This is a genomic window from Paenibacillus protaetiae (assembly GCF_004135365.1).
In the GTDB taxonomy this organism is placed as follows: domain Bacteria; phylum Bacillota; class Bacilli; order Paenibacillales; family Paenibacillaceae; genus Paenibacillus_AP; species Paenibacillus_AP protaetiae.
The window spans coordinates 3,844,077-3,870,394 of sequence record NZ_CP035492.1; the positions used below are offsets into that span (position 1 = coordinate 3,844,077).

The window sequence follows — 26,318 nt, forward strand, 5'->3', positions numbered from 1 at the left end:
GCAAACAAAATTTATAGTGTTAAAAAGAAGTATCCGGCGGATGAACAAAGCGATACAACGCAGCGATCTGGAAGGGGGAGAAGCAATATGGCCATTCATATCGGACTAGCGGGCTGGGGAGACCATGACCGGCTGTATGCGCCGGAATTGAAGGCAAAGGACAAGCTGAGAGCTTATGCGGACCATTTCCCGCTGGTAGAGGTGGACAGCAGCTTTTATGCGATTCAGCCGAAGGAGCGTTTTGCCAAATGGGCGGAGGAGACGCCGCCGTCTCTTCAATTTGTAGTAAAAGCGTTCCAAGGGATGACCGGGCACCAGCGCGGGGCTGCTGCAGCCCGCGCGGCGGACCCTGCGCCGATGTTTGCGGCGTTCCGCGAGTCGCTGGAGCCGCTCTGCGAAGCGGGACGCCTGAAGGCGGCATTGTTCCAATACCCGCCTTGGTTTGACTGTACGCGCGAGCATGTCCGGCTGCTGCGGGACACGAAGCGGCGCATGGAGGGCATCCCCTGCGCGCTGGAGTTTCGGCACCAAAGCTGGTTTGTGCCGGAATACCGGGACAAAACGCTCGCTTTTATGGAAAGCGAGGGCTGGATTCACAGTGTATGCGATGAGCCGCAGGCGGGAGCGGGTTCGGTTCCAACCGTCCTGCATGCGACGGATACAGCGATGACGCTGGTGCGGCTGCACGGGCGCAACACGGGAGGCTGGAACCAGGGAGGCGCGGCCAATTGGCGCGACGTCAGGTATTTGTACCGCTACAGCGCAAACGAGCTGGAAGAATGGATGGGTATGCTGGCTCAGCTAGAGCGGCAAAGCGCGGACGTTTGCGTTATATTTAACAATAACTCCGGAGGGGATGCTGCGGACAATGCGAAGCAGATGATGGCAATGCTTGGGCAGCGGCGTCCGGACGGCGGCGATCCGCTTGAGCCGAAGCCCATGCCGTTGCAGCCGCAGGCGGAGCAGCTGGATTTGTTTGGTGGCTAGCAGCCCCTTAAACAGCGCAGCCCCTTGCTGCCATGGTAGAGTCATGGCAGCAAGGGGCTGCTTTTATTTTGGATGAGGCACGGGCTTACGCCTGTAAAATGCTATTCCCTTTTGCTGCAGACGGAAGCAGCGAGTACACATTTTGCAGCCAAGAAATTTTCGGGCTGATTTTAAACGTAGAGCCTTGGAACGTGCACCGGTCATAGTTGAAGTTAAGCGATGTGATCACAATCGTGCAATTCGTAAACGAGCAGCCGATATAGTGGGTGCCGTCGAAATGAACCGTAGTGTTTTCAAATTGCTGGTTCAATACATAATCCATAAACTGATTCCTCCTGTCCTGTTTTTTTAAAATACCCAACATGGCGGTTTTTGAAACGTTTTGGTGAGAAATGTATAAATATTCTGACAATTGTAATTTGAACATATACAGCAGCTGTCAAGGCGATAGCATGGATTAAAAAAGAGAGCAGCTTGGTCCGCGTAGTAATGGATAATTAATACTATACTAAATTACTAGGGATTAACGCAACGAAAATTAGCGTGGTAATTTCCGTAAGGCGGTTTGCGGGTTAAAGGGTTAAAGGGTTAAAGGCCGCAAAGCAGAGGGAGAGGCGGAGTTTGCGCAGGAGGCTGCCCAATTCCGCTCAACTTGCAAACGAAAAGCCCCCGGCACTTCAAAGTGCCGGGGGGCTTGCATTAATCCGCTTGCGGTCAAGCGGGCATGCTGCTTACGCTTGAATCATTTGACGAAGAACCGTTTGCAGGATGCCGCCGTTGCGGTAGTAGTCTACATCGACGAGGGAGTCCAGGCGAACGATAACGTTGAATTCCAGCTGGCTGCCGTCTTCGCGTGTAGCGATAACGGATACTTTGTCGCCAGGCTGAACTTCGTTGTTCAGGCCAACGATATCAAACGTTTCGCGGCCGGTAAGCCCAAGAGCGGCCCAGCCTTGGCCTTCCAGGAATTGAAGCGGAAGCACGCCCATGCCTACCAGGTTGGAGCGGTGAATCCGTTCGAAGCTTTCCGCGATAACGGCTTTGACGCCAAGCAGGAATGTGCCTTTAGCCGCCCAGTCGCGCGAGCTGCCTGTGCCGTATTCTTTACCGCCGATTACAACCAGATTTGTGCCGTCAGCTTGATATTTCATCGACGTTTCGTATACGGACAACACTTCGTTGGTTGGCAGGTAAGTGGACCAGCTGCCTTCCGTACCTGGCGCAACATGGTTGCGGATACGGATGTTAGCGAACGTACCGCGTACCATTACTTCATGATGACCGCGGCGGGAGCCGTAAGAGTTGAAGTCTTTGCGCTCTACGCCATGCTCGATCAAATATTTGCCGCCAGGAGCGTCCGGACGGATGCTGCCTGCAGGGGAGATATGGTCCGTCGTAACGGAATCGCCGAGCAGGAGCAGCGTTCTAGCCGCTTTAATGTCTTCAACGTCGCGGATGCCGTCAGCGAGCTTGTCGAAGAATGGCGGGTTCGCGATATAAGTGGAAGCCGGGTCCCATTCGTACAGTTCGCCTTCCGGCACAGGGATCGCATTCCAGCGTTCGTTTTGCGTATATACATTTTCGTATTTGGCGCGGAACATATCCGGTGTCAGCGAAGCGCCGATCGCATCGTTGATTTCTTGCGATGTTGGCCAAATATCTTTCAGGAATACCGGTTCGCCTTGCGGATCGTAGCCGATCGGCTCTTTAGCAAAGTCGATATTAACGGTTCCGGCCAGCGCGTAAGCGACTACGAGCGGCGGCGAAGCCAGATAGTTGGCTTTGATTTGCGCATGGATACGGCCTTCAAAGTTACGGTTGCCGGACAATACGGCAGCAACCGTCATGTCGTTGTCGGCAATCGCTTGGCTTACTTCGTCCGGAAGCGGGCCGGAGTTGCCGATGCAAGTCGCGCAGCCGTAACCTGCCACGTGGAACCCGATAGCTTCAAGCGATTCCATGAGGCCTGCTTTTTTCAAATATTCCGTAACGACCAGGGAACCTGGCGTCAGCGAGCTTTTTACATATTCCGGCTTTACAAGGCCGCGTGCAACGGCTTTTTGCGCAACGAGACCGGCGCCAACCATAACGCTAGGGTTGGAGGTGTTCGTGCAGCTTGTAATGGCGGCAAGCACAACAGCGCCGTCTTTCATTCGGCTTACTTTGCCGTTGTTATGGCGGACTTCAACTTCTTGTTCAAGCTTGCTGTCCGTCAGGCCGTAGCCGCCTTTGTCGATCGGCAGGCGGGCTGTCGTGTTCCACGTTTCTTTCATGGCCGTCAGCTCGATGCGGTCTTGCGGGCGTTTAGGGCCGGCAAGGCTTGGTACGATGGTCGACAAATCCAGCTCCAGCACATCTGTAAAGGTAGGGTCCGGCGTGCTGTCCGTGCGGAACATGCCTTGTGCTTTGTAATACGCTTCGACCAGTGCGATTTGCTCTTCCGTACGGCCGGTTTGGCGAAGGAATTCAAGCGTAGTCGAATCGACAGGGAAGAAGCCGATCGTTGCGCCGTATTCCGGAGCCATGTTGGCAACCGTTGCACGGTCAGGCAAGCTGATGTTCGACAGGCCGGAGCCGAAGAACTCTACGAATTTGCCTACAACGCCTCTTTTGCGGAGCATTTGGGTAACGGTCAGAGCAAGGTCGGTCGCCGTAGCGCCTTCCGCCAGCTTGCCCGTCAGCTTGAAGCCGATAACTTCAGGCGTTACAAAATAAAGCGGCTGGCCCAGCATGCCGGCTTCCGCCTCGATGCCGCCAACGCCCCAGCCAACGATGCCAAGACCGTTGATCATTGTCGTATGGGAGTCGGTGCCGACAAGGGAATCCGGGAATACGTAAGTTTCGCCGTCGATCACTTTCGTAGCGGCAACCGAAGCCAGGTACTCCAGATTGACTTGGTGAACGATACCGGTATCCGGCGGTACAGCGCGGAAGTTGTCAAATGCCGTTTGCGCCCAGCGGAAGAAGCGGTAGCGTTCCGCATTGCGTTCAAACTCGATGCGCTGATTGATTTCAAGCGCGTCAGGCGAGCCGAAAGCATCGACCATGACGGAGTGGTCGATAACAAGGTCAACCGGTACAAGCGGATTGATTTTTTTCGGATCTCCGCCTGCTTTTTTTACCGTCTCGCGCATCGCTGCAAGGTCAACGACAACCGGAACGCCGGTCAAGTCCTGCAGGACGATACGGGAAGGAATAAAAGGAACTTCTTTGTCTTCGCGTTTTTCAGCCCATTCAGCGAGCTGTTTCACATGTTCTTTTGTAATGGCACGGCCGTCAAATTGGCGGACGGCGCCTTCGAGCAGCACTTTAATGGAGAAAGGCAGCTTCGATACGTTGCTGATGCCTTGTTTCTCAAGCTCTTGAAGGCTGTAGTAGTTGTACGTTTTGCCTCCGACCTCCAGCTGTGTGCGGGCGGAGTACTGGTTTTGCGTAGCCACTGTAATAATGCCCCCTTGCGTTGATAGGAATTGGATAATGAATCGAATAGATGTTGGATTGGCTTCACATAGTGTTTCATTGTATGAAACCTCGTTCCAAAATCGTTCATGTATTTATTATAACCTCTTCCATTCCTGTTCGTAAAGGGATAAGAAGCGTTTGCAAGCGGAAATATGCCGGGAAAGCGCTTGTTTCATCAGTGGAATTGTCAGTCAATTTACAACCGGGACTGAACCTATTAGACTTCTAAATAGAAGGAGTTTAATGCAACGGGGCAGACACCAGGATGCCATCATAATTCAGAATCAAAATGGAGATGATTGCAAATGCGGAATGTGCAGTGGAGCGACACATCGCGCAGGCCAACGTGGAAAGACAGGCCATTTATTCTGTTCACGGTTATTATGCTGCTGAAGCTGGCGCTTGTATGGGGAGTGGTGTTCCGGGCGGACGGCTCAAGCATCTGGATGATGCTGGGGACGGGACTTGCCTCTACCTGGGTCGTGTTCAGTTTGGTAGAGATGGTTTTATATAAGAAGAAACTTGGCGCTTATTTATTTTTTGACTTGATCTTTACGATCATTTATTTCGCCGTCATTATGTACTACAAGTATTTTGGCGTCATTGTCACTTATCATGAGCTGCGGCAGGTCAATCAGGTTTCCGAAGTGAACAACAGCGTTATTTCGCTGATGGATCCTTATTATCTCCTTATTTTTATTGATATCGTTGCACTCGTGATCGGATTAATCGCAAGCAAAAGGCTGCGTGCGTGGGGCAGAAGCTTGGCCGTTCGCGGGCGCACATCCGGTTATGCCGCCGGGTTTATCGTCATGGCGGCGGTATGCGCATTTTGCATTTGGCCAAACCGCGCCATTATGAACGAATTTAAGCAAGCGGAAGGCATGGGGCTGCTGAACTATCAGGCTTATGTCGCGTTTGCTGCGGATAAAACGGCGGATGTTGATCCAAGCACGATCAACCAGGACGCCATTAACAGCCTGAAAGGAATTACGCCGCCGGCTGCGCCGCAATACTGGCAGGCTGAACAAGGCAAAAACTTGATCATTATCCAGCTTGAAGCGTTCCAGAACTTCCTGATTGATTTGAAGATCGACGGGCAGGAAGTAACGCCAAATATGAATAAGCTGGCGCATGAGCATTTTTATTTCCCTAACTTCTATCAGCAAGTTGGACAAGGCAACACGGCGGATGCCGAATATGTCGTGAATACGTCGCTTGTCGTTCCGCCAAATGGCGCAGCATCCGAAGTTTATGCCAACAAAGAGCTGCCAAGCATGCCGAAGCGGCTGACGGAGGCGGGTTACCAGACGGCATCGTTCCATACGAACAATATCAAGTTCTGGAACCGTGCCGAGTTGTATAAGGCGCTTGGATGGGGCACTTATTACGACGATCATTTCTTTGGCAAAGACGATCCGGTTGCGTTTGGCTCTTCCGATGAGGTGCTGTATGCCAAAACGTCGGCGGAGCTGGCTAATCTGCAAAAGAACGGGCCGTTTTACGCCCAGCTTATTTCGATGTCCGGCCATCATCCGTTTAATATTCCGGCCCGCAAATATAAAATGCAGCTGCCGAAACGGTACGAGGGCACGCTTGTCGGCGATTACATCCGTGCGCAGAACTATGCCGATTACGCGCTTGGCCAGTTTATCGACGAGCTGAAAGCAAACGGTCTGTGGGATAACAGCGTCATCGTCCTTTACGGCGATCACCAAGGTTTGCCGGTATATTCTCTGGATAAAAAGGAAAAAGCGCTTATGAAAGAAATTTACGGACGGGATTACGAGGTGCCGGATATGATGAATATTCCGCTGATTATCTCCGCTCCGGGGATTGCGCCGCAAGTGGTGCAGCAAACCGGCGCGCAATCGGATATTTTCCCGACCGTATCCAATTTGCTGGGCGTTTCGCTGGATAATCAAATTCACTTTGGCCAGGATCTGCTGAATACAACAAGCAATCTGATGCCGGAACGATATTATTTGCCGACCGGTTCGTTTATTTCGAACAAAGGTACGTATGTGCCGGGCGAATCGTTTGCCGACGGTACGCTTTATCCGTTTGGCGGCGGCAAGCTGGCGAATAAAGACGTGACGGAAGACGAATACAACCGGGTGCATCAGCTTGTTAGCATGGCAGACCGTTATGTTGCCGATCTTCCGGACCGGAAAAATGAAAAGAAATAAAGGTTTATAGCTGACAAAACAGCAGGCTTGAGACGGATCGTATTTCGATCTATCTCAAGCCTGCTGTTTTTTTGCTAATGATTTGACAAAGAAGCCTCTTCTCCGAATAGAGGAAACGATAATGGGGAAAATATCCTTGTTCACCATGCATACCCATTCAGCGGGAAGAGGAGGATCTGGCCATGATAGAGCAGTCAGGCAACGGGCAGGCAGCAGGCAAGAAAACGGCCAGCTTGGAAGAGTCTTTGCGCTGCATTCAGCAGCGTTTTACCGTGACGCCTGATCTGATCGTTCGAAGGCTGGTTATTAAACAAACGGGCGAACAGGCTGCTCTTATTTATTTTGAACACTTGACTGACCGGATGTCGCTGAACCGTGATGTGCTGCAGCCGCTTCAGTTCGAGGACGGCAGCCCGACCGGCGATTTTTTAATGGCGATCGGCAGCATTCGGACGAGTTCGGATTGGGCTGAACTGCTGCAAACATTAATGACCGGTTACAGCCTGCTGTTTGTTGAGGGGCGAATTCAGGCGTATATGCTGGATACGAAAGGCTGGCCGCAGCGGGCGATTGAAGACCCGTCGATGGAACCGTCGCTGAAAGGCGCCCACCAAGGTTTTGTTGAAACCGGCGGGCAGAACATTGCCATGATCCGCAGATATTTGCCCAGCGACAAGCTTAAAATGAAACAGTTTATGATTGGCGAGCGGGGGCAAACCAAAGTATCTCTATTATATATGGAGGACGTGACCAATTCGGATCTGGTCGCCAGGATGGAAGAGCGGTTAACGTCCATCGAGGTAGATGCCATTATTAATACGGGGAATTGGCCGAGCTTATTGAAGATCAGCCGTTTGCACTGCTGCCGCAAATCATGACAACAGAACGGCCCGATACGGCTGCCTCCCAAATTTTGCAGGGCCGGTGCGTAGTTGTGGTCGACCGCTCGCCAAGCGTCATTGTGGCGCCGGCCAGCTTTATGTCGTTTTTTCAGACGGTAGACGATTACAGCACGCGCTGGTCGATTGCGACCTTTTTGCGCCTGCTTCGCATGTTTGCTTTTTTTTCAGCTATTTTTTTGCCGGGATTTTATATTGCCGTGATCTCCTTTCATTTCGAGGTTATCCCGATCAAGCTGCTGTTTACGCTCGGCGAATCCCGCGCTAAAGTGCCTTTTCCTCCTTTTTTGGAAGCCATCGCGATGGAAATTACGCTGGAAATGCTGCGCGAGGCAGGCGTTCGCCTGCCGGCGCCGATTGGGCAAACCGTCGGTATCGTGGGCGGTATCGTCATTGGGCAAGCTGTTGTGCAGGCCGGCCTGATCAGCAATATTATGGTTATTGTCGTTGCATTTACAGCGATTTCTTCGTTTATTATGACCAATGCGGATATGATGGCCGCCGTGCGGCTGCAGCGCTTTATCGTCATGGTGCTTGCAAGCTGGTTTGGATTTATCGGGCTGGTCATCGGGCTGATGCTTCTTATTGGAAGGATCGTCTCGCTGCAAACATTGGGAATGTCTTACGGCGTGCCGATAGCGCCGTTCCGCTTGTCCGATATGAAGGATTCAATTATCAGGCTGCCCCTCTGGCTGATGAACAAAAGACCCGTTGGAACAAGGCCAAAACAGAAGGATCGGCAAGGCCGAAACCGGGAATGGAAGGAGTAACAGAGAATGACTGCCCATTATTTTGCAAGGCCGGTATCTACCCTGCAATTGGTGCTGCTGACGACCGGCTTTCAAGTAAGTGTAACGTTTTTGGAGCTGCCGCGTGATTTGGCTAAAGGGGCAGGCACAGACGGCTGGATGTCAATTGTGCTTGCCTGCCTCATTTCGACATGCATTTCCATTGCGGTTATTAAAGTTATGCAGCATTCGCCGGACGGTACCATTCTTGACCTGCTGAACCGCTCCATGGGGAAATTTGCTGCCAAGACGGCTGCCTTTCTGTTTATGTGCTATTACCTGATGCTGTCCGTTTTCGGAATTGTTTTGGCCGGGCTTATTACAAAGCTGTGGTTATTGCCATCCATGTACATTTATATATTTGCGCTGCTTGTTCTGCTGCCGGCATTTCAAATTGCGCAGCACGGTGTGCAGGTCATATCCCGGTATGCCGAATTGGTAGCAATAATGTCGGTGTGGATCCCGTTTGTGTACGCTTTGACCTTGAAGCGCGCCCACTGGCTGTATTTGCTGCCCTTATTGTCGGAAGGCATTTATCCGGTGCTGGAGACGACGAGGGAGATGGTTCCTCCGCTGCTTGGCATCGTGCTTCCTTTTTTTCTGTATCCGCATCTGAAAAATAAAGAAAGAGCTGTTGCCGGCGTAGTGGCGGCCAATGCGCTTTCCTGCTTTATTTACTTGTTTATTACGATTGCCTGTTTCGTATATTTCAGCCCGGAAGAAATGATTACTGCTGTGGACAATCCCTCGATCAGCGTGCTGAAAACGGTGGAGTTTAAATTTATTGAACGGGTGGAAGTGCCGTTTATTGCCTTCTATTTGCTAGTTTTCTCGTTGTCGTGGATTCCTTCCCTCTATTTGATGTCGTATTGCTCGTCATGGCTGTTTGGCAAAGGCACGCCGCGCGGCCATCTGGCAGTGATGTGTGCGGCCATCATTATCGGCTTGTATATTTACAGGCCAACCATGCTTATGACGGAGAGGACCCTTCCGAAATTGAACTTGTTTGGCTTTGTCATGGAATTTGTGCTGCCCGTTATACTGCTTGTCTTTCTGGCCGTGCGTAAACGTCTGCAAGGAGGCAATGCGCTTGAGTAGCCTAAAAGCAGCGGTACGCTGCGGCATCGTACTGATTCTGTTAAGTGGGTTTCTAACAAGCGCATGCAGCACCGATAAGCTGGATCTTGAGAACGCTTCTGTGCCGCTGGCTCTAGGGCTTGATTTGGACGAAAACCAAAAAATACATTATTACCTGTCTACGCCTGTATTTAATCACGATATTAAGAAAAAAAGCAAAGAGATTGATGCCGAGTTTCTCAGTCTGCGCCAGTCCCGCAAAGACCAGGATTCCATGGTGTCCGGTTCCATTCAAGGGCGCAACTATCAGGTTTTGCTTATTGGGCGCAAGCTGATTGAGACGGAGGGCTGGTTTCAGATGCTGGACGTGATTTACCGCGATCCCCGAAATACGGTAACGGACCGGGTCATCGTGGTTCAAGGGCCGGTATCGGATGTAATCTATTTTCGAGCGGATGATCAGCCGCCGATTTCGGTTTTTTTGCGCAGCCTGATTGATTCGAAAAGTAAAAATGCAGAGACGGTCCGCACGACGGCACAAGAACTGCACAGGCAATATTTTGACCGGGCATTGACGCCTGCCGTTTCGGAAATCAAACTGGAAGAGGGCAGGGTGAAAGTTACCGGCACCGCGCTGTTGTCGCATCTAGGGCTGTACCGGACATCGCTTGGACGCCAGGAAACGGCCTTGCTGGAAATATTGCAGGGCAACGGAAGGCCCGGCCTCATGCTGTCGTACGCCATTCCCGGCGAAAAAAAGACCGGGCCGTTTGCGACAGACAGGCTGAGCTTTACGTTAGGGGTCATTAAGACCAAAATCAAATCATCGTATTCGAATGATAAATTTCATTTTCAAATTAAAATTAAAGCGATTGTCAATGTGATGGAAGAGCTGTTCCCTTATAATATGCTGTCACAGGAATACCATTTGGAGAGACAGGTCGAGCAGCAGATGAAAGGGCAAATCGAATCAATGCTTAGTAAAATTCAGCGGCAGCAAATTGACCCGGTTGGGTTTGGGCTATATGCGAGGGCGTACCAGCATGACGAATTCAAGAAGGTTCAGAATGACTGGGGAAAAGCACTCGCCAAAGCTGATTTTGACGTGAAAGTTTCGATCAAAATCGGCACAATGGGAGCGATAAGCAACGTAAGCGACATTAACTAGGGCGGCAAGCGCCTCTGCGGGCAGCAGAGGCGCTTTCTATTTTGCCCGCAGCAGCGTGAAGCTGCCGGGAAGTCTGCGGGATAAGCACGGCGTGCCCGCAATTTTACACGATTCGTCCATGCTTTTTGGCCTATAGGGCGGCGTTATTCCCGGTGTCGTTTTTTGCGCAATCTAAAGAAAACACACTTCATACCTTAATTTAAACGCATTGTAAGGGTTTGCACTTCCAGTCATAATAAAGCTACACCACAAATCAAGGGGGATATAAGCATGAATAGAACGAAGGGCATATTGACAGGCGTTCTTGCCGGCACACTGGCACTTAGCCTGGCAGCTTGTGGATCCAACAATAACAGCAACAGCAGCAGCACGAGCTCCAGCAACAGCGGCAGCTCGGCCACTCCAGCAGCTAGCGCAGAGCCGACAAAAAGCAGCAGCGGCGAAAAAATTACAATTACGTTCCAAAACATTTATCCAGACCCGACGGATCCTAAAAACCAAATGATGAAAAAGATCGTCGGCCAATACGAGGCTGACCATCCAAACATTAAAATCGAGCTTGACTCCTTGAATACGGACCAGCAAAAGCTGAAGCTGAAAACGCAAGCGGCTTCGCATGAAGTTCCGGACATTACGGTCGTGAACCCGGCCGCTCAAATGAAACCTTACGTTGATGCCGGCCTGTTTGCGCCGCTGAACGATATGGTTGAGCAAAACGGACTGAAAGATACATTCCTTGACGGCATCCTCGACTGGTATACATTCGACAACAACCTGTACGCGCTTCCTGACGGCAGCAACATCGGCCTTGTTTATTACAACAAAGAGTTGTTCGAACAAGCCGGCGTACAAGTGCCTACAACGTTCGAAGACATGATCAATGTCGTGAAAACGCTGAAATCGAAAGGCATTCAGCCAATGGCTATCGGCGAAAAAGATACGTGGACCGGTTCCTTCCTGTTCATGAACGTCTTGCTCCGCACGAACGGCCCAGGCTTCCTGCAATCCGTATTGGACGGCCAAAAAACATTTAACGATCCGGCTTTCACGGAAGCTGTCGATGCATTCCAACAACTGGTGCAAGCAGGCGCATTTGAAGAAGGCGCAACTTCCATCGACTACAATGCCGGCGAAAACCTGTTTAAAACAGGCAAAGCAGCGATGTACTACATGGGCAGCTGGGCAACCGGCGGTATCGAAACCTCTTCCGTTAACGGCAAAGTTGGCGTATTCAAGTTCCCGACTGTAAACGGCAAAGGCGACCCTAACGAATTTATGCTTGCTCCAGGCAGCGCATTTGCAATTTCCGCTAACAGCAAACATCTGCAAGAAACAAAAGATTTCCTGAACTATTACATGATTAACTATCCGAAAGAAACGTTTGCCGTTAAAGGCGCTGTAGGATTGGCGCAAAAAGTGGACGGCGACTTTAAAGCAGCCGGCTACTCCGACATGGCAATGGACGTTCTCGCGATGTTCAAAGACGTTAAAGGCGGCGACCTTGCATTCGACAACACGATGAACCCTGCAACGGCTCAAGGCCACTTGACCAGCATCCAGAACCTGTTTGTACAAAAAGAAGATCCTGCGAAAGTAGCTAAAGAGCATCAAGACGCTTACGACGCCAATAAAGGCCAATAAAAAGAAAAGCCTGATGCAAAAACAAGGAGCTCGCCAGAGCTCCTTGTGCATCGGCATTACGGTATAGGAGGCACGCGAGATGAACGTACTTAGAGTATCCAAATTGACGATAGCGCTGTTCGTGCTGCCGTGTTTGCTGCTTTACGTCTGCCTTGTTTTTGTACCGATTCTAATATCCATTTACAGCGGCTTGCTGGATTGGAACGGTATCGGACAATCAAAATTTATAGGCTTGGACAATTTCAGAACTTTATTGTTTCATGATCCGGTGTTTTGGCCGGCAGTTCGCCATACGTTAATGTTTGCAGTCTTCTCCATGGTTGAAATTCCGGTTGCATTGTTTGTAGCGATATTGCTCAGCCGGTTTATTAAACGGCCTAATTTTCTTGTTTCAAGCTATTTTCTTCCCGTTATTTTATCGGTTGTTATTGTCGGCCAATTGTGGAAGACGATCTATGCCCCGGCTTCGATGGGCGGCATGCTGAACCAGCTGCTGGATTTAGTCGGCTTGGACAGCTGGCAGCGTACATGGCTGGAAAAACCGAGCATAGCAATGTACAGCTTATATTTTGTAGCGCTTTGGCAATATCTTGGTTACCATACACTGATTCAATTTACAGGCATTCAGAACATCCCCGCAGATATTTATGAAGCGGCCAAAATAGATGGTGCAGATGGTCTTAAAGCGGACTGGCATATTACATTTCCAATGAACGTGCCAATCTTTAAAATTTCGATTGTGCTTGCGTTTATCGGCTCGCTTCAATCGTTTGACATGATTATGGTTATGACCGGCGGCGGCCCGGCTCATGCTACGGACGTTATTTCCACCCATATGTACAACAGCTCGTTCTTGAGCCTGAAATACGGCTACGGCAGTGCGATTGCTGCATTTCTGGTTGTGTTGTGTCTCGTCGCTACGATTATTATCAATTACCTGTTCAACCGTCTTGAGCGGAGATATTCATAATGGAGGAGAGAGCTGCCATGAAAACAGACGTACAAGCGGCTGCAGTAAAGCCGAACATCAAGACAGGGCGGCGGGTATACGGGCTTGGCAAAGCATTGATTTATCTTGTGCTCAGCATCCTGTTTGTCACGCAAGTGTACCCTCTCCTCTGGTTGTTTCTATATTCGCTTAAGACCAATGAGGAAATTTTGTCGGGCAAATTTTTTGCACTACCGGCCAAGTTTCAGTGGCATAACTTTCATGATGCTGTTCAATCGGGCAATTACTTCGAATATTTAAAGAACAGTATATTTGTTACTTTGGTTACGATGATTTGCGTTCTGCTGCTTAGCTCGCTGGCAGCTTTTGCGATCAGCCGGTTCAGATGGAAATACGGCCAGGCGGTTATGGTTATTTTCCTGGTCGGCATGATGATTCCGATGCAGGCTACCTTGCTGCCGCTTATGATCATGTTCAAGCATATTCACATTTTGAACACGCATTTGTCGATCATCCTGCCGTATATCGCCTTCCAGACGCCGGTATCCGTCTTTATACTGAGCGGGTTTATGAAGACGATCCCGCATGAGATCGAAGAATCGGCGGTTATTGACGGAGCGGGAATTTTCCGGATTTTCCGCAGCATTATCCTGCCGGTGTCGATCCCTCCAATGATGACGGTTTGTATATTAACCTTCATTAATATATGGAACGAATACATTATGGCAGCGACGTTTATTTCCAAAGAACAACTTAAAACCTTGCCGTTTGGGGTATACAGCTTCGTAAGCCAATATTCGGTCAACTATGGAGCAATCGGCGCCTTCCTGGTTCTCGGAGCTCTGCCGGTTATTATTATCTACTTCTTGCTTGCAGACAAAATTACAAAAGGCATGGTTGCTGGAGCGGTGAAGGGCTAAAAGCCCTTTCCGCTTTTTTGGCATGGAATGATGGTATAATAATTATCTATCCATTATTTTGTTAGGGAGGCAGGCGGGCTTGGCACGTTCCAAAGGTAGACATTCCATTCGTAACCGTCTGTTCTGGTTATATTTATCCTCAACCATGACGCTGCTTATTTTGGTCAGCTTTTTGTATTATCAGAAAACAACTCACATCATCCACGGGAAAATAAGCGATCTTGCTGAAAAAAACGTTTCCCAGACGGTCGGGTTGTTTGATTTGCTTTTGGAGGGTTATGACAGCGTTACCAAATCATTGAACAGCAACTATGAGCTGCTTGATTTGCTGGAAAACCGGGATAAGCAGACAGAGCCGATTGCCAGCAATGATATGGAGCGGTCCATTACGAATATATTGGGCGCTGTTTATTTTTCGCGCGACGATATTATCGGCATTCACGTCATAACGAACAAAGGCAAAATTTATAATTATGAGCGCCGGTTTGCCGGTGTAGCCGACTTAAGCTATTCCAATGCCGACTGGTACAAAAAAATAAAAGCAGCTGACGGCGCCATGGTATGGCTTGGCTTATCCAACGGCTCTTTAATTAACAGCTTGCAGAAGGACGAAGTGTTTGTATTTGGCCGGACGCTGTTTGATTTGACCAACTATAAGCCGATCGGCATCGTATTGATTGAAACGGATCCGGCGCCGATTATGGATGCTTTGTCCAATGTGACGATCAGCCCGAACAGCCGGGTGTATATTGTTGACGAAGAAAACCGCGTAATTGCGACCAGTCAAAAAGCCGGCGAACAGACGCCATCCTTTGCAGGGCTTACGCGGCCGGTCAAAAATGAAACCGTGGTCGATAATCAGAACGATCAGCTGATCGTTTCCGCTAAAGCTTCCGTCGCCGACTGGACCGTCGTTGGTTTTACGCCAAAAGCGGATATGAGTGCGGAGCTGGATCAGACCCGGCTTTATTTGCTGGCGGTTATGGCGGCGGTTATTGTATTATCGACCGTGCTGGCCACTTTGATCTCCCGGAATTTCGCTTCGCCGTTAAAGCTGCTTATCCGGGAAATGAAGCAGGTGGAGATGGGGAATTTCCGGGGTTCGGTAAACGTTAACTCCTTTGACGAGATTAACAGTCTGGTTGCTTCCTTCAACCGGATGGTGCAGCGGATGGATGAACTTATTGAGCGCACGGCTCTTGCATCCATCAGCGAAAAAAACGCCCAGCTTCAGGCGCTGCAATCGCAAGTTAATCCGCATTTTTTGTATAACACGCTGGATATGATTTATTGGATGCTGGATGAACGGGAGAACGACCGTCTCGGAAAAGTGATTTTGGCGTTGTCCCATATGTTCCGCTATAGCAGCGATTGGGAGGAAGCATCTAAAACAACGCTGCGGCAAGAGCTTGATCAAATGCGGCATTATTTAACGATTATCGAAAGCAGGCTGCATGGCCGGATTGAAGCGCAGATTGAGTTTGACAGCAAATGGCTGGATGTCGCGCTGCCGAAGATGACGCTGCAGCCGATTATTGAAAATGCGGTAAAAAGTGGATTGGAGCCGCTGGGCACGTTAGGCATACTAAAGGTATACACCTATGCTGACGAAGTAGCGAATGAGCTGCAAATCGTCATTGCCGACAATGGGATCGGCATGGATCATTCCATGCTGCTTCAGCTGCGCCAGTATTTGGCCGATGCGGAATACGGAACAAGAACGGCAGAGCCCGGGGCTGTCAAACCAAGCGGGCCAAGGCAGCGCAAAGGAATCGGCCTTCCCAATGTACACCGCAGGCTGGTGCTGATGTACGGAGAACGATACGGGCTGCGGATTAACAGCAAGCAAGGCGAGGGCACAACGGTTATCATTGTTGTTCCGCTGCCGGAGAAAGGAGAAGATAGTATATGAACATCTTAATTGCGGATGATGAGAATATTATTCGGGAAGGTATTCAGCGTACGCTGGTAGGCCGGTTTCCGGAACATACGACTTACCTGGCTTCGAATGCAGAAGAGGCGATTGCGATCCTTCGCGCTTGCCGGATTGACATTGCGCTAACCGATATTTTGATGCCGGGTATGACCGGCCTTGAAATGATAAACCTTACTCGCAGCCAATACCCGCATGTCCGCTGGGTGGTCATATCGGCTTACTCTGAATTTGCATACGCACAAGAAGCGATGCGCCTTGGCGCAAAAGATTATTTGCTGAAGCCGATCGGCAAAGAGATGCTGGTCGAAATTATGGAGAAGCTGGGCGCGGAAATTCAAGAAGAATCGGAAGCGACAGAAGAAGCGGAGCTGCTCCGGATGAACCGCAAATTTGTCCGCGAGGCGGTGTTTCAGCGTTTTTCATCCGGCCTGGATATCGGCCGTTTTGATATGAAGCCGTTGATGGAGAGCTATCCGCGTTTTCATTTGATTATGGTTAAGATGGATACGGATAAGGTCGTCCAGCTGGAGCATTTTATTATTGAGAATGTGATGGGGGAACTTATCGAGCAATACGGCTCCGGATTCGTGACGACCCACGACCGGATAAGCCTGTTAGGGCTTGTCGCCGTTCAGCCGGGGCGAAAGCTTGATGAGCTGCTGGAGGAGCTCCGCAAAAACCTCGTCAAATATTTAAAGGTTCCGTTTCAAATTATGCATACGGAGCAAATTAGCGATATACAGCAGGTGCCGCGGGAAGTTCAGCGGATGCGCCAAGCCTCTACCACGCAAGTCTATGAGCATAATGCAAGCGGAGGCGGCGATCAGCTTATTGAGGTTGCGCTGCAATATATCCGGACGCATTATCAGGAAGAGTTGTCGCTGGAGAAGGTGGCTTCTGTCGTTTATTTGAACCCGGTCTATTTCAGCCAGCTGTTTAAGCAAAAGACCGGCTCAGGCTTCAAAGAGCATGTCATTCAAATCCGGCTGGAGCAGGCGAAACAGCTGCTGCTTAATCCCAAGCTGAAGCTCGCGGACGTTGCCGACCGGATCGGTTACCAGGATATCCGGCATTTCTCCCAGCTGTTCCGTAAAAAATACGGGGAGACGCCATCGGAATTCCGCAGTAAAAATCTAACGGCAGCGGGAACCTCATCCTGATCTTGTAAAAGTCTTGCGCAACGTTTGCAGTTGTATTAACATAAACTTCATAATCATAAGGTTCGAAGGCCGTCCGAATGATGGCTTTCTTTTTTTTGCAAATGAGGGGGAAGCTTCGATGCAATTATGGAATAAAAATGGGAGGCTGCCGGTATTTGGGCTGACGGCTGTGCTGCTGCTGGTCAAAATGGCCATGATGCGCCACTGGCTCTACGATAATGCGGTTGCGGCACATTTGGCGGCAGATGCCGGCTCAATTGTTGCGCTGCTCTCTTTGTTTGGGCTAATCGCAACCAAACGCTGGCGGAGTGTCGTCTATTGGGCGGTCAATGTCATCTTATCGGTGCTTTTGTTTGCCGTCACGGTTTATTATGCGTACTACGGCTCCGTGCCCACCTATTTGGCGCTCAACGCAGTTGATCAGGTTGGACAAGTTAAGGCTAGTGTGGACGCGTTAATCCGGCCGCAATATTATTTGTATTTTGTGGATGTCATTATTCTTTTAGCGGGTTTTATTTATAGGAAGGTGCGCAAACGGGGCGAAGCTGCGAAGGCGGAATCTCATGTTCCAAATCATGCAAAATGGCTCACTATGGGCCTTATTGCAGGCATTGCAGTATGTTTCCTGTACATTCGCGACAACATGGATGTAGCTAACGAGCTGGTGCAGTCGGAGCAGCTTGGCGTACTCAATTATGAGCTGACGGCAGCGATTAATGAAAAACGCGAAGCAATGGCGGTTGGCGGCAAAACGATAACGCAAACGAAACAGGATATCCGCCAGCTGCAGCAAACGTATCCTTATGTAATGGGCAAGCCGGGCGCTACGGGGAACGAACCGGAGTCTAACGGTTTTGGCTCGGCTAAAGGGATGAACGTCATTGTCATTCAGCTGGAGGCGTTCCAGAACTTTACGATTCATCTAAGCGTTGACGGGCAGACGATTACGCCGGTGCTGAATAAGCTTATTGATGAAAGCTACTACTTCCCGCATGTGTATCAGCAGATTGGCCCCGGGAATACGTCCGATGCCGAGTTTATGTCGGGCACATCCATTTATCCGACAGGCGCGATAGCGATGTCTACCGGTTACGGGGACCGGAAGCTGCCGAGTTTTCAAAGGCTGCTGTCCAGCAAAGGGTATGTGACGAATACGTTCCACGTTAACGATGTTACGTTCTGGGACCGGATCAAGCTGTATCCGGCTCTTGGATATGATAAATATTACGATAAGCCGTATTTCAACAATGATCATTTTAACGATTTTGGCGCATCGGATGTTGAGCTGTACCGGGTTGGCGTAGAGCAGCTGAAGAAAGTCCAAGATTCGGGTAAGCCGTTTTATGCGCAATTTGTTACGGCATCAAGCCATTTCCCGTTCAAAGTGCCGAAAGATCAGCAGCGGCTCGTTTTGCCGGATGAGTTCACCAATACGGAGCTGGGCGATTATTTGCAGGCAATCAATTATACGGATTATGCGATTGGCAAGCTGATTGATTCTTTGAAAGCGAACGGAATGTGGGACAATACGATGCTGGTGCTTTACGGAGATCATTTTGGCGTCCAAAAAGATATTGTCAGCGACCAGCTGGTCAGCTCGCAGCTTGGCATCCCGTACGATTCCAGAGTAAGCCGCTTCAATATTCCGCTTATTATGCATGTTCCGGGCGGACAAGGGAAGCAAATCGAAACAACAGGCGGACAACTCGACATTATGCCGACGGAAGCCTCTTTGCTTGGCATCTCGCTGGAGGATGAGAACTATACCGCCTTTGGGCACAACTTGCTGGGCATTGACCATAACGTGTTTGGCATGCGTTATTATTTGCCGACAGGTTCTTTCTTTAACGATGATATCGTGTTTATACCGGGCAAAGGTTTTGATGACGGAACGGCGATTTCGCTGGATACGCTGAAGCCGGTGGACGATATTACGCCTTACCGTTCGGATTATGACTATATTATGAAGCTTGAGAGCTTATCCGACCAGTATGTCAAGGAGCTTCCGAAACGAAAAGATGCGGGAGCGGAACCGGCCGCAGAGCCGGTTAAGCAGTAGTTTATAGAATAGGGATTAACGCTCCGTCTATGACGGGGCGTTTTTTGATTGGGCTGCCCTGCCCCGGCGCGGATAGTCGGTGCACGCAAACAAAGGGCTGCCGGTCCCGCACAACAGGCACAGCGGCCCGGTTGCCCAAGCTGCTCGTTCCGCCAGCTGCCTTCTGCTGTATGGAATGAACGGCATTGAACAACAATACAATCATCCAAATCGTAGAAACACACCTGAACAACGTAGAAACAGCCATAATTGAACGGGCAGCTTTCTGCTATATTTAGAAAGTATCGGACTTGGGACGCAGGAGGACAAGCTAGTACAATGCGCATAGACATCAATAATCCGTTAACCAAAATGGGCATCAAACAACAGCTTATCGTATTATTTTTACTGATGGCGGGACCTATTTTGTTTTTGAACATGTACGGCAATTTGAAAGCGGTACAAATTTTGAAAAAGCATGTTACAAGCGCTTATGTGGAATTAAGCAAACAGAACTTGAATTTGATCAGCCGCGATATTGATTCGGTTGACCGGATTATGACAACGGTTATTCAAAATCCGGTGACGCAGCAAATTGTTCCTTCCGAAGAGGAAGGGATGAGCGTATATGACCTGGTGAAAAAATATACGGTCGTAGATAACCTGCTGTCATTTTATTCAACGAGCAGCGACAGCGGTGAATCGATCAGCTACTCCTTATATATTTATGACCCGGACGATAACTACTTTTTTGCCCCGAAAATTCCGTTAACCCAGCGAGGGGTTTATTTTTTTTCGGACGCCAACAAGCCTGCATGGTTTGATGAAGCGGTCAGCAAACGCGGCAAAGGGTATTTGCGCATTATCGACCAGGCGGGCATTAAGCCGGGGCAAAAGACGCTGGCTTATATCCGTGCCGTATATGATACCAAAACAGGCAATTCGGTCATTGGCGTGCTGGTTGCCAGCAATATGAACGATCAAATTCAGAAGTCGATTCAGACGGTGGAGCTGCCGGATGGTGAAATTTATTTTACAGACTGGGACGATACCATATTAACTTCGAATATCGGCGGCATCGGAAACCGACTTTGGCTTCCGGACCAGCTGCAGCGGAGCGCCAAACATTCCGGTACGGATAATGTGATTACGGACTCGTATATTTTTGTCGCCAATTATAATGCAGCTCCCCAGCAGAAGCTCGTGTACAAAATCCCGGTCCGCTCGCTGCTGCAGCAGCAAAGCGAGCTGCGCAAGGTGCTTCAGCTGATGACGCTGACGTACGGCTTATTTGCTTTTCTGCTCATGATGTATTTCTGGCGCTCCTTGCTTACGCCGCTGCAGAAGCTGGCCAATTTCGTCCGTTCTTACGTACCGGGCGAAGTTATACCGCAAGCGCCGGGCAAAAGCCGCAATGACGAAATCGGCGTGCTGATGCTGGCCATCTACGATATGGCCGACCGGCTGAACTTGCTTGTCCGCGACAAATATCAGCTTGATATTAAGCAGAAGGAATCGCAGCTCCAGCTGCTTTATGAACAGATTAATCCGCATTTGTTATATAACACGCTGGAAAGCATCTATTGGAAAAGCTCGCTGGAAGGCAATTCCGAGTCGGCGGAAATGATTAAGGATCTATCGAAGCTGATGCGGATCAGCTTAAGCAAAGGGCGGGAGCTGATTACGCTTCAGGAGGAGCTGGAGCATGCCTCCGCTTATGTGAAGCTGCAGCAAAGCCGGTATGAATACGGCTTCCAGATCCGCTGGCACATTCCGGAGGAGGCGCTTGCCGTTACAGTGCCCAAAATTACGCTTCAGCCGCTGATCGAAAATGCCATTATCCATGGCGTCAAGCATATGGGCGACGAAGGGGAAATTGCAGTCAGCGCCAGAATCGAAGGGGACCTTATGTTCCTGGAAGTTTCCGATAACGGTTATAAAGGCGCCGATCTGGCCAAGCTGGCCCAGCTGCTGGACGATGCGGAAGCTGATCCGTCGCTCGGCTACGGCGTCCGGAATATTCATAAACGGTTCCAGCTTCATTACGGCCCGCAATACGGGCTGGCGTACAGCCGGAACGAGCAAGGCGGGACAACGGCAACCGTTACGGTGCCGCTTGTGCCCAGATCGGCGGAAGTGACAGAGGAGGAATAAGATTTGTACAGCATATTAGTAGTGGACGATGAGCCGCTTATTTGCAAAGGCCTCAGCGCTTTGCTCGGCTCATCGGGCCTTAGCATTGATCATATTTTTACGGCTAACAGCGGCTACGAGGCGCTTGATTATTTGCGGATGGAAGATATTGATTTGCTCATTACCGATATTCAGATGGGCGAAATGAGCGGAATCGAGCTGATGAACCAGGCGCGGTTAATTAAGCCTTGGGTGCAGACGATTGTTATTTCCGCCCATGAAGCTTTCCAATATGCCCAGTCGGCGATCCGCCTCGGGGCCAAAGATTATTTGATCAAGCCGCTGAACAGCGGGCAGTTTCTGGATTCGGTCCGGGATGTGCTGCTCAAAATTTCCAAACCTGCCCCGGCACCGGTGAATGAGGATAACGGCGCCTCACAGCCGTTCCGGATGGACGCGCCAACTGCGGAGCGGACTTCACTGCTGAACCGGCTTATTTCCGATGCGGATGCGTCCGCAAGAGAGGAAGCCGTGAAGCTGCTGGCGGAGCGATGCGGCCTGGAACTGAAAGGGCCGTATTATACCGTCATCAGCGTCCTGCTGCATGGAGAAGGCAGGTCAGCCAGCCATGATGAGCTGCTGAATTACGGCGCTTTAAACCTGATCAGCGAGCTGTGCAGCAAAGAAGCGCGGTGCAGCGTGTTTTTTGTCCGGCCGGGGGAGATTGCGGTTATTGCCGAATGGGATGAAGCTTTATTTGCCGATATGAGCATTAACAAGGTTAATCAGCTCGACATGATGGGGCAGAGCATTCACTTCAACTTGAATGCTTATTTGCGGCTGCAAGGCGTTGTCGGCATCAGCCAAATATTGCGCGGGCAGGAGTTTCTGTACGAATTGTACGAGCAGTCCAGCAAAGCGGTGTTCTGGCATAAGGAGCATCCGGACCATTATGTGTTTTATTACGGCGATTTCAAGTGGAACCTGTACAAGCAGCCGGAAACGACGGAGGAGCTGCATGAGCGGACGAACCAGATCGTAGAGCAGGCCAAAGCGTATATCGACGAGCATTTTATGCAAAAAGGGCTGACGCTGCATGAAGTGGCGAACCGCAACCATGTCAGTCCGAATTATTTGAGCTATTTGTTCAAAAAAAATATGGACTGCAACTTGTGGGAATATGTCATTAAGCTGCGCATGGAGCTGGCCAAAAGCCTGCTGCTGAACTCGGATTTGCGCAGGTATGAGATCGCCGAGCGGGTCGGTTACGAATCTCCGGAACATTTTAGCAAAATATTTAAAAAATACTACGGCATGAGCCCAAGCGAAATGAAAAAGTAGGATTCGCTACAGTTTGAATAGATACACACATTACTCCGGCGTTCATCCTTTTTTACAATGGAATAGACGAAATGAAAAGGAATGAGGGGTAATGGATGCCTAGTACAACAGCACATCTGGGAACTTCCGAAAAGGCGCCGCAGCAAAAAAACGGCTTCCAGCTTTGGATAAGAAAAAACAAGACAGGGCTGCTCTTTATTTTGCCTGCAGCAGTCATTTTTGTTTTATTTTTGTGGCTGCCTATTTTAAAAGGCTTTTTCTACAGCTTTTATCACATCGACTTTGTTAAGGGCAATACGTTTGTAGGCTTTGACAACTACAAAACGGCATTGGATGACCCTATATTGGGCAAGGCCATCCGCAATACCCTATATTATATGGGGCTTTGCTTAGTTATCGGCTTTGCCGTACCGATAGTGTTCGCCGTAATTATTTCCGAGCTGCGCCGGTTTCAAGGCTTTGTGCGCGTCAGCGCCTATTTGCCGAACGTTATTCCGGTTGTCGTGCTGTACAGCGTGTGGCGCTGGATATACGACCCGGTTGGTCCGATCAATGCGACCTTATCGCAAACCGGCCATGACCAAATTTCGTTTATGACGGATTCGGCCTGGTCCATGATTTCGCTTGTATTTATGGAAACGTGGCAGCAGTTCGGCTCGGCGATGCTGATTTATTTGGCAGCCCTGCTGAGCATTCCGAAAGACTGGTACGAAGCGGCGCAAATTGACGGAGCGGGCGTATGGAGAAGGGTATGGCATATTATGCTGCCTTCCATTCGCGGATTGATTGGCCTGATGTTAATCCTTCAGCTGATCGGAACCTCGCAAGCGTACCAATCTCAATTGGCTATGCTGGACGGCGGTCCAAACTTTACGACAACAACGTATGCACTGCTTATTGTGAAGTATGCCACAACGCAGCTGAACATGGGCGTGGCTTCCGCGCTTGGCGTATTGATGTTCCTTGTGCTTGGCGTACTCGCGATTATTCAATACAAGCTGAACGGAAGAGGGGGAAACTAACAACATGAGCAGTCAAGATCGCAACTTATTGTCCCGCTATGATTTCAATAAAACGTCAGTAAAAGTTTCGTACGGCTTGATCATGCTGCTTGTAGTGGTCATGGTCGTTACAATGCTGTACCCGATCTTCTCGACCTTGTTTAACGCTTTGAAATCCAATGAAGAGGTGAACTCCTTCCCTCCTCATTTCCTGCCGGAAGGCAGCTGGCATTTCAGTAACTTCAAAGAAGGCTGGAACTTTATCGACCTTCCGCTGTTTTTGCGCAATACGTTGTTAATTTTCGCCGGGAACCTTGTTGTAACGATTCTGGTGCTTGGCTTTGCGGCTTATTCGCTGTCGAAGCTGACCTTGCCGAAGAAAAAACTCGTCAATGCCTTTTTTATGACGACGCTTTTTATTCCGCCAACAACGTATTTAATTCCGAACTTTTTGAACTTGCAGGACTTTGGACTGCTGAACTCGTTTTTTGCCTTCTGGCTGCCGGCCGGCGCCAACGCGTATTATTTGCTCCTGCTCAAAAGCTTCTTTGACGGCTTGAGCGGCGAGCTGTTTGAAGCGGCACGGGTTGACGGCGCTTCGGAGCTGAGATGCTTCCTGCAGATCGCGGTTCCGCTTTCGATTCCGATTATTTCGACGCTGGCGATCTTTATTTTCAACACATCGTGGAACGACTGGTTCTGGCCGTCGATGGTGATGCACAGCGACCACCGTTATCCGCTCGCCACAGCAATCTACAAATATATTGTGAATGCAAGAATGCTCGACCTGAACATTAAATTCGCCATTTTGACGATTACGACGATTCCGCCGATTGTAGTATTCCTTGTATTCCAACGTTACATTATCGGCGGACTGCAGCTTGGCGGCGTGAAAGGCTAAGCGGCAAGGCAGCAGTATCGTAGAGCTGCACACGATAGGCATAAGAATACACCTCGTGTTATAAATGCGCTTACATTATGATGGACAAGTAACAAAAAACAAGACATAAAGAGGGGAAAAAACATGCGTAAAGTAACAGCAGTTGTAGCAGGCGTCGCTTTGCTGGGCTCGATTGTTGCGGGTTGCGGCAATAACGGCAATAACGCCAACACAGGCAGCACTTCTGATTCGGCGGCTGGCGACAAAGCCAAAAAAGTTACAATCAGTGTTTATTATCCGCTTCCTGACCAGGTGGAAGACCGTAAGCTGGAAGACGACAAAATCCGCCGCTTCCAAGAGAAGTATCCGAATGTAACGATTGAGAAAAGCGACTGGCATTATAACGTAAATGAGATCGGCATCAAAATGGCTGCAAATGAAGCGCCAACGATTTTTAACACGTTTGCCACAGAAGCTAAATTTCTGGTTGAACGCGGCTGGGCTGCAGATATTACCGATCTGTGGAACAACTACGAGCACAAGGATGAAATCAACCCGACGCTGCAAAACCAATTTGTAATCGACAACAAAGTATACGGCGTGATCCAAAAAGGGTATGTAACCAGCACCGTTGTAAACAAAAAGATGCTGGAAGACAAAAACGTTGCGATTCCTTCCTATGACTGGACTTGGGACGATATGCTGAACACAGCGAAAGCTGTTGCAGATCCGAAGAAAGGCATCTCCGGTATCGCGCCTATGGGTAAAGGCAACGAAGCGGGCTGGAACTGGACGAACTTCCTGTTCGAAGCAGGCGGCGAAATTCAAACCGACGACGGCTCCAAAGTAACGGCAGCGTTCAACTCTGAAGCTGGCGAGAAAGCTATGGAATTCTACAACAAGCTGAAATGGGAAGCGAATGCGATTCCGCAGGACTGGGCGCTTGGCTGGGGCGATGCAGTAGGCGCATTTGCTCAGAAACGTACGGCAATGGTTGTAGCAGGCGCGGAAGGCCCGCTGGATCAAGCGCTGAACCAAGGCGGCATGAAGCCTGAGGATGTATTGACGTACCCGATGCCGGCAGCTGAAAAAGGCGGCAAGCATTACGGTATTTTGGGCGGGGACTATCTGGTCATCAACCCGAATGCATCCAAAGAAGAGCAAGAAGCGGCATTTAACTACATCACGTTTGACTACTTCTCCGACAGCTGGCTGGAATCGGTAGAAAAAGATATTCAAGCCCGCAAAGCGGAAGGCAAATACTACATTCCGCCTCAAATGAACTACTACAAAGACGATTCGGAATACGGCAAAAAAGCGCAAGCGATTTTTGACAAATACGACAACGTCTACAAATATGATGCTGAATCCAACGCTTTGCTGGACGGCAAACCGGAAGCGCAATACAGCACGCAAGAGTTTTACGGCGAAATGACGAATATCATTCAAGAAATTTTCTCGAAGAAAAACGTCGACTACAAAGCGAAGCTGGATACAGCGGCACAAACGATGCAAACGAAATATTATGACCAAATCGGCAAATAATGCCGATCTGGCCCAAGAAGCCCGGGGAATGATCCCCGGGCTTCTTGGTGTTATCATTCCATCATTTAGCCGCCAAAGGAGGAAGACCATGAACAAGGGCGGGCGTCCCCCTGATTAGGCTGAAATTGTAAAGGATGGAACGGATAATCGATAAAACGATTAGAATTTTTTAGTAATCGGCCGCTGTTGCCGGAGGCCGTGCTA

At 49.8% G+C, this 26,318-nt stretch carries 17 protein-coding genes and 1 pseudogene; 16 read left to right on the forward strand and 2 right to left on the reverse strand.

Annotation, left to right across the window (positions count from 1 at the left end; genetic code table 11):
- The first annotated feature begins 87 nt into the window (after nt 1-87).
- On the forward strand, nt 88-987 hold the full coding sequence (locus ET464_RS17815; RefSeq protein WP_129443271.1) for a DUF72 domain-containing protein: 900 nt from the start codon (nt 88-90) through the stop codon (nt 985-987).
- Nucleotides 988-1,072: 85 nt separating this feature from the next.
- Here ET464_RS17815 and ET464_RS17820 read toward each other — a convergent pair whose 3' ends face one another.
- Nucleotides 1,073-1,309, reverse strand: a complete 237-nt coding sequence (locus tag ET464_RS17820; RefSeq protein WP_129443273.1) for a hypothetical protein — start codon at nt 1,307-1,309, stop codon at nt 1,073-1,075.
- A 409-nt stretch (nt 1,310-1,718) separates the two neighbouring features.
- A complete protein-coding gene (acnA, locus tag ET464_RS17825; RefSeq protein ID WP_129443275.1) occupies nt 1,719-4,427 on the reverse strand; it encodes an aconitate hydratase AcnA in 2,709 nt (902 codons plus the stop codon).
- Between the two features lie 327 nt (nt 4,428-4,754).
- Between acnA and ET464_RS17830 the strand changes: the two genes are divergently transcribed.
- The 15 genes and pseudogenes from ET464_RS17830 (at nt 4,755) to ET464_RS17900 (ending at nt 26,114) form a co-directional block, all read left to right on the forward strand.
- Nucleotides 4,755-6,638: an LTA synthase family protein gene (locus tag ET464_RS17830; RefSeq protein WP_129443277.1), complete on the forward strand. Its 1,884-nt coding sequence runs from the start codon at nt 4,755-4,757 to the stop codon at nt 6,636-6,638.
- Nucleotides 6,639-6,820: 182 nt separating this feature from the next.
- Nucleotides 6,821-8,307: pseudogene (locus ET464_RS17835) on the forward strand (spore germination protein).
- 6 nt (nt 8,308-8,313) lie between these two features.
- Nucleotides 8,314-9,423, forward strand: a complete 1,110-nt coding sequence (locus ET464_RS17840) for a GerAB/ArcD/ProY family transporter (protein ID WP_129443279.1) — start codon at nt 8,314-8,316, stop codon at nt 9,421-9,423.
- Entirely contained in the window at nt 9,416-10,570 is a 1,155-nt protein-coding gene (locus ET464_RS17845) for a Ger(x)C family spore germination protein (protein ID WP_165280046.1), read from the forward strand. The genes ET464_RS17840 and ET464_RS17845 overlap by 8 nt, the downstream gene beginning before the upstream one ends.
- Nucleotides 10,571-10,840: 270 nt before the next feature.
- Complete coding sequence (locus ET464_RS17850) at nt 10,841-12,211, forward strand: extracellular solute-binding protein (RefSeq protein WP_129443283.1); 1,371 nt, start codon at nt 10,841-10,843, stop codon at nt 12,209-12,211.
- 79 nt (nt 12,212-12,290) lie between these two features.
- On the forward strand, nt 12,291-13,181 hold the full coding sequence (locus ET464_RS17855; protein WP_129443286.1) for a carbohydrate ABC transporter permease: 891 nt from the start codon (nt 12,291-12,293) through the stop codon (nt 13,179-13,181).
- A gap of 17 nt (nt 13,182-13,198) precedes the next feature.
- Nucleotides 13,199-14,080 (forward strand): carbohydrate ABC transporter permease, encoded by an 882-nt coding sequence (locus ET464_RS17860; protein ID WP_129443288.1) that lies wholly within the window; start codon nt 13,199-13,201, stop codon nt 14,078-14,080.
- Between the two features lie 79 nt (nt 14,081-14,159).
- Nucleotides 14,160-15,992, forward strand: a complete 1,833-nt coding sequence (locus ET464_RS17865) for a sensor histidine kinase (RefSeq protein WP_244226584.1) — start codon at nt 14,160-14,162, stop codon at nt 15,990-15,992.
- On the forward strand, nt 15,989-17,176 hold the full coding sequence (locus tag ET464_RS17870; RefSeq protein WP_129443290.1) for a response regulator: 1,188 nt from the start codon (nt 15,989-15,991) through the stop codon (nt 17,174-17,176). The genes ET464_RS17865 and ET464_RS17870 overlap by 4 nt, the downstream gene beginning before the upstream one ends.
- Nucleotides 17,177-17,294: 118 nt before the next feature.
- Nucleotides 17,295-19,235, forward strand: a complete 1,941-nt coding sequence (locus ET464_RS17875; protein ID WP_129443292.1) for an LTA synthase family protein — start codon at nt 17,295-17,297, stop codon at nt 19,233-19,235.
- Nucleotides 19,236-19,553: 318 nt separating this feature from the next.
- Nucleotides 19,554-21,368 (forward strand): cache domain-containing sensor histidine kinase, encoded by a 1,815-nt coding sequence (locus ET464_RS17880; protein WP_129443294.1) that lies wholly within the window; start codon nt 19,554-19,556, stop codon nt 21,366-21,368.
- Nucleotides 21,369-21,371: 3 nt separating this feature from the next.
- Complete coding sequence (locus ET464_RS17885; protein ID WP_129443296.1) at nt 21,372-22,688, forward strand: response regulator transcription factor; 1,317 nt, start codon at nt 21,372-21,374, stop codon at nt 22,686-22,688.
- A gap of 95 nt (nt 22,689-22,783) precedes the next feature.
- On the forward strand, nt 22,784-23,710 hold the full coding sequence (locus ET464_RS17890; RefSeq protein WP_129443298.1) for a carbohydrate ABC transporter permease: 927 nt from the start codon (nt 22,784-22,786) through the stop codon (nt 23,708-23,710).
- A 4-nt stretch (nt 23,711-23,714) separates the two neighbouring features.
- Nucleotides 23,715-24,590 (forward strand): carbohydrate ABC transporter permease, encoded by an 876-nt coding sequence (locus ET464_RS17895; RefSeq protein ID WP_129443300.1) that lies wholly within the window; start codon nt 23,715-23,717, stop codon nt 24,588-24,590.
- A 123-nt stretch (nt 24,591-24,713) separates the two neighbouring features.
- Nucleotides 24,714-26,114, forward strand: a complete 1,401-nt coding sequence (locus ET464_RS17900) for an ABC transporter substrate-binding protein (protein WP_129443302.1) — start codon at nt 24,714-24,716, stop codon at nt 26,112-26,114.
- Nucleotides 26,115-26,318 lie beyond the last annotated feature (204 nt).

What these genes read in the sequence shown, in the direction of transcription:
- ET464_RS17815 (WP_129443271.1), top strand. Translation starts at nt 88, where the DNA reads ATGGCCATTCATATCGGACTAGCGGGCTGGGGAGACCATGACCGGCTG.
- ET464_RS17830 (WP_129443277.1), top strand. Translation starts at nt 4,755, where the DNA reads ATGCGGAATGTGCAGTGGAGCGACACATCGCGCAGGCCAACGTGGAAA.
- ET464_RS17870 (WP_129443290.1), top strand. Translation starts at nt 15,989, where the DNA reads ATGAACATCTTAATTGCGGATGATGAGAATATTATTCGGGAAGGTATT.
- ET464_RS17855 (WP_129443286.1), top strand. Translation starts at nt 12,291, where the DNA reads ATGAACGTACTTAGAGTATCCAAATTGACGATAGCGCTGTTCGTGCTG.
- ET464_RS17860 (WP_129443288.1), top strand. Translation starts at nt 13,199, where the DNA reads ATGAAAACAGACGTACAAGCGGCTGCAGTAAAGCCGAACATCAAGACA.
- ET464_RS17890 (WP_129443298.1), top strand. Translation starts at nt 22,784, where the DNA reads ATGCCTAGTACAACAGCACATCTGGGAACTTCCGAAAAGGCGCCGCAG.
- ET464_RS17900 (WP_129443302.1), top strand. Translation starts at nt 24,714, where the DNA reads ATGCGTAAAGTAACAGCAGTTGTAGCAGGCGTCGCTTTGCTGGGCTCG.
- ET464_RS17820 (WP_129443273.1), bottom strand. Translation starts at nt 1,309, where the DNA reads ATGGATTATGTATTGAACCAGCAATTTGAAAACACTACGGTTCATTTC.
- ET464_RS17875 (WP_129443292.1), top strand. Translation starts at nt 17,295, where the DNA reads ATGCAATTATGGAATAAAAATGGGAGGCTGCCGGTATTTGGGCTGACG.
- ET464_RS17895 (WP_129443300.1), top strand. Translation starts at nt 23,715, where the DNA reads ATGAGCAGTCAAGATCGCAACTTATTGTCCCGCTATGATTTCAATAAA.
- ET464_RS17880 (WP_129443294.1), top strand. Translation starts at nt 19,554, where the DNA reads ATGCGCATAGACATCAATAATCCGTTAACCAAAATGGGCATCAAACAA.
- ET464_RS17850 (WP_129443283.1), top strand. Translation starts at nt 10,841, where the DNA reads ATGAATAGAACGAAGGGCATATTGACAGGCGTTCTTGCCGGCACACTG.
- ET464_RS17840 (WP_129443279.1), top strand. Translation starts at nt 8,314, where the DNA reads ATGACTGCCCATTATTTTGCAAGGCCGGTATCTACCCTGCAATTGGTG.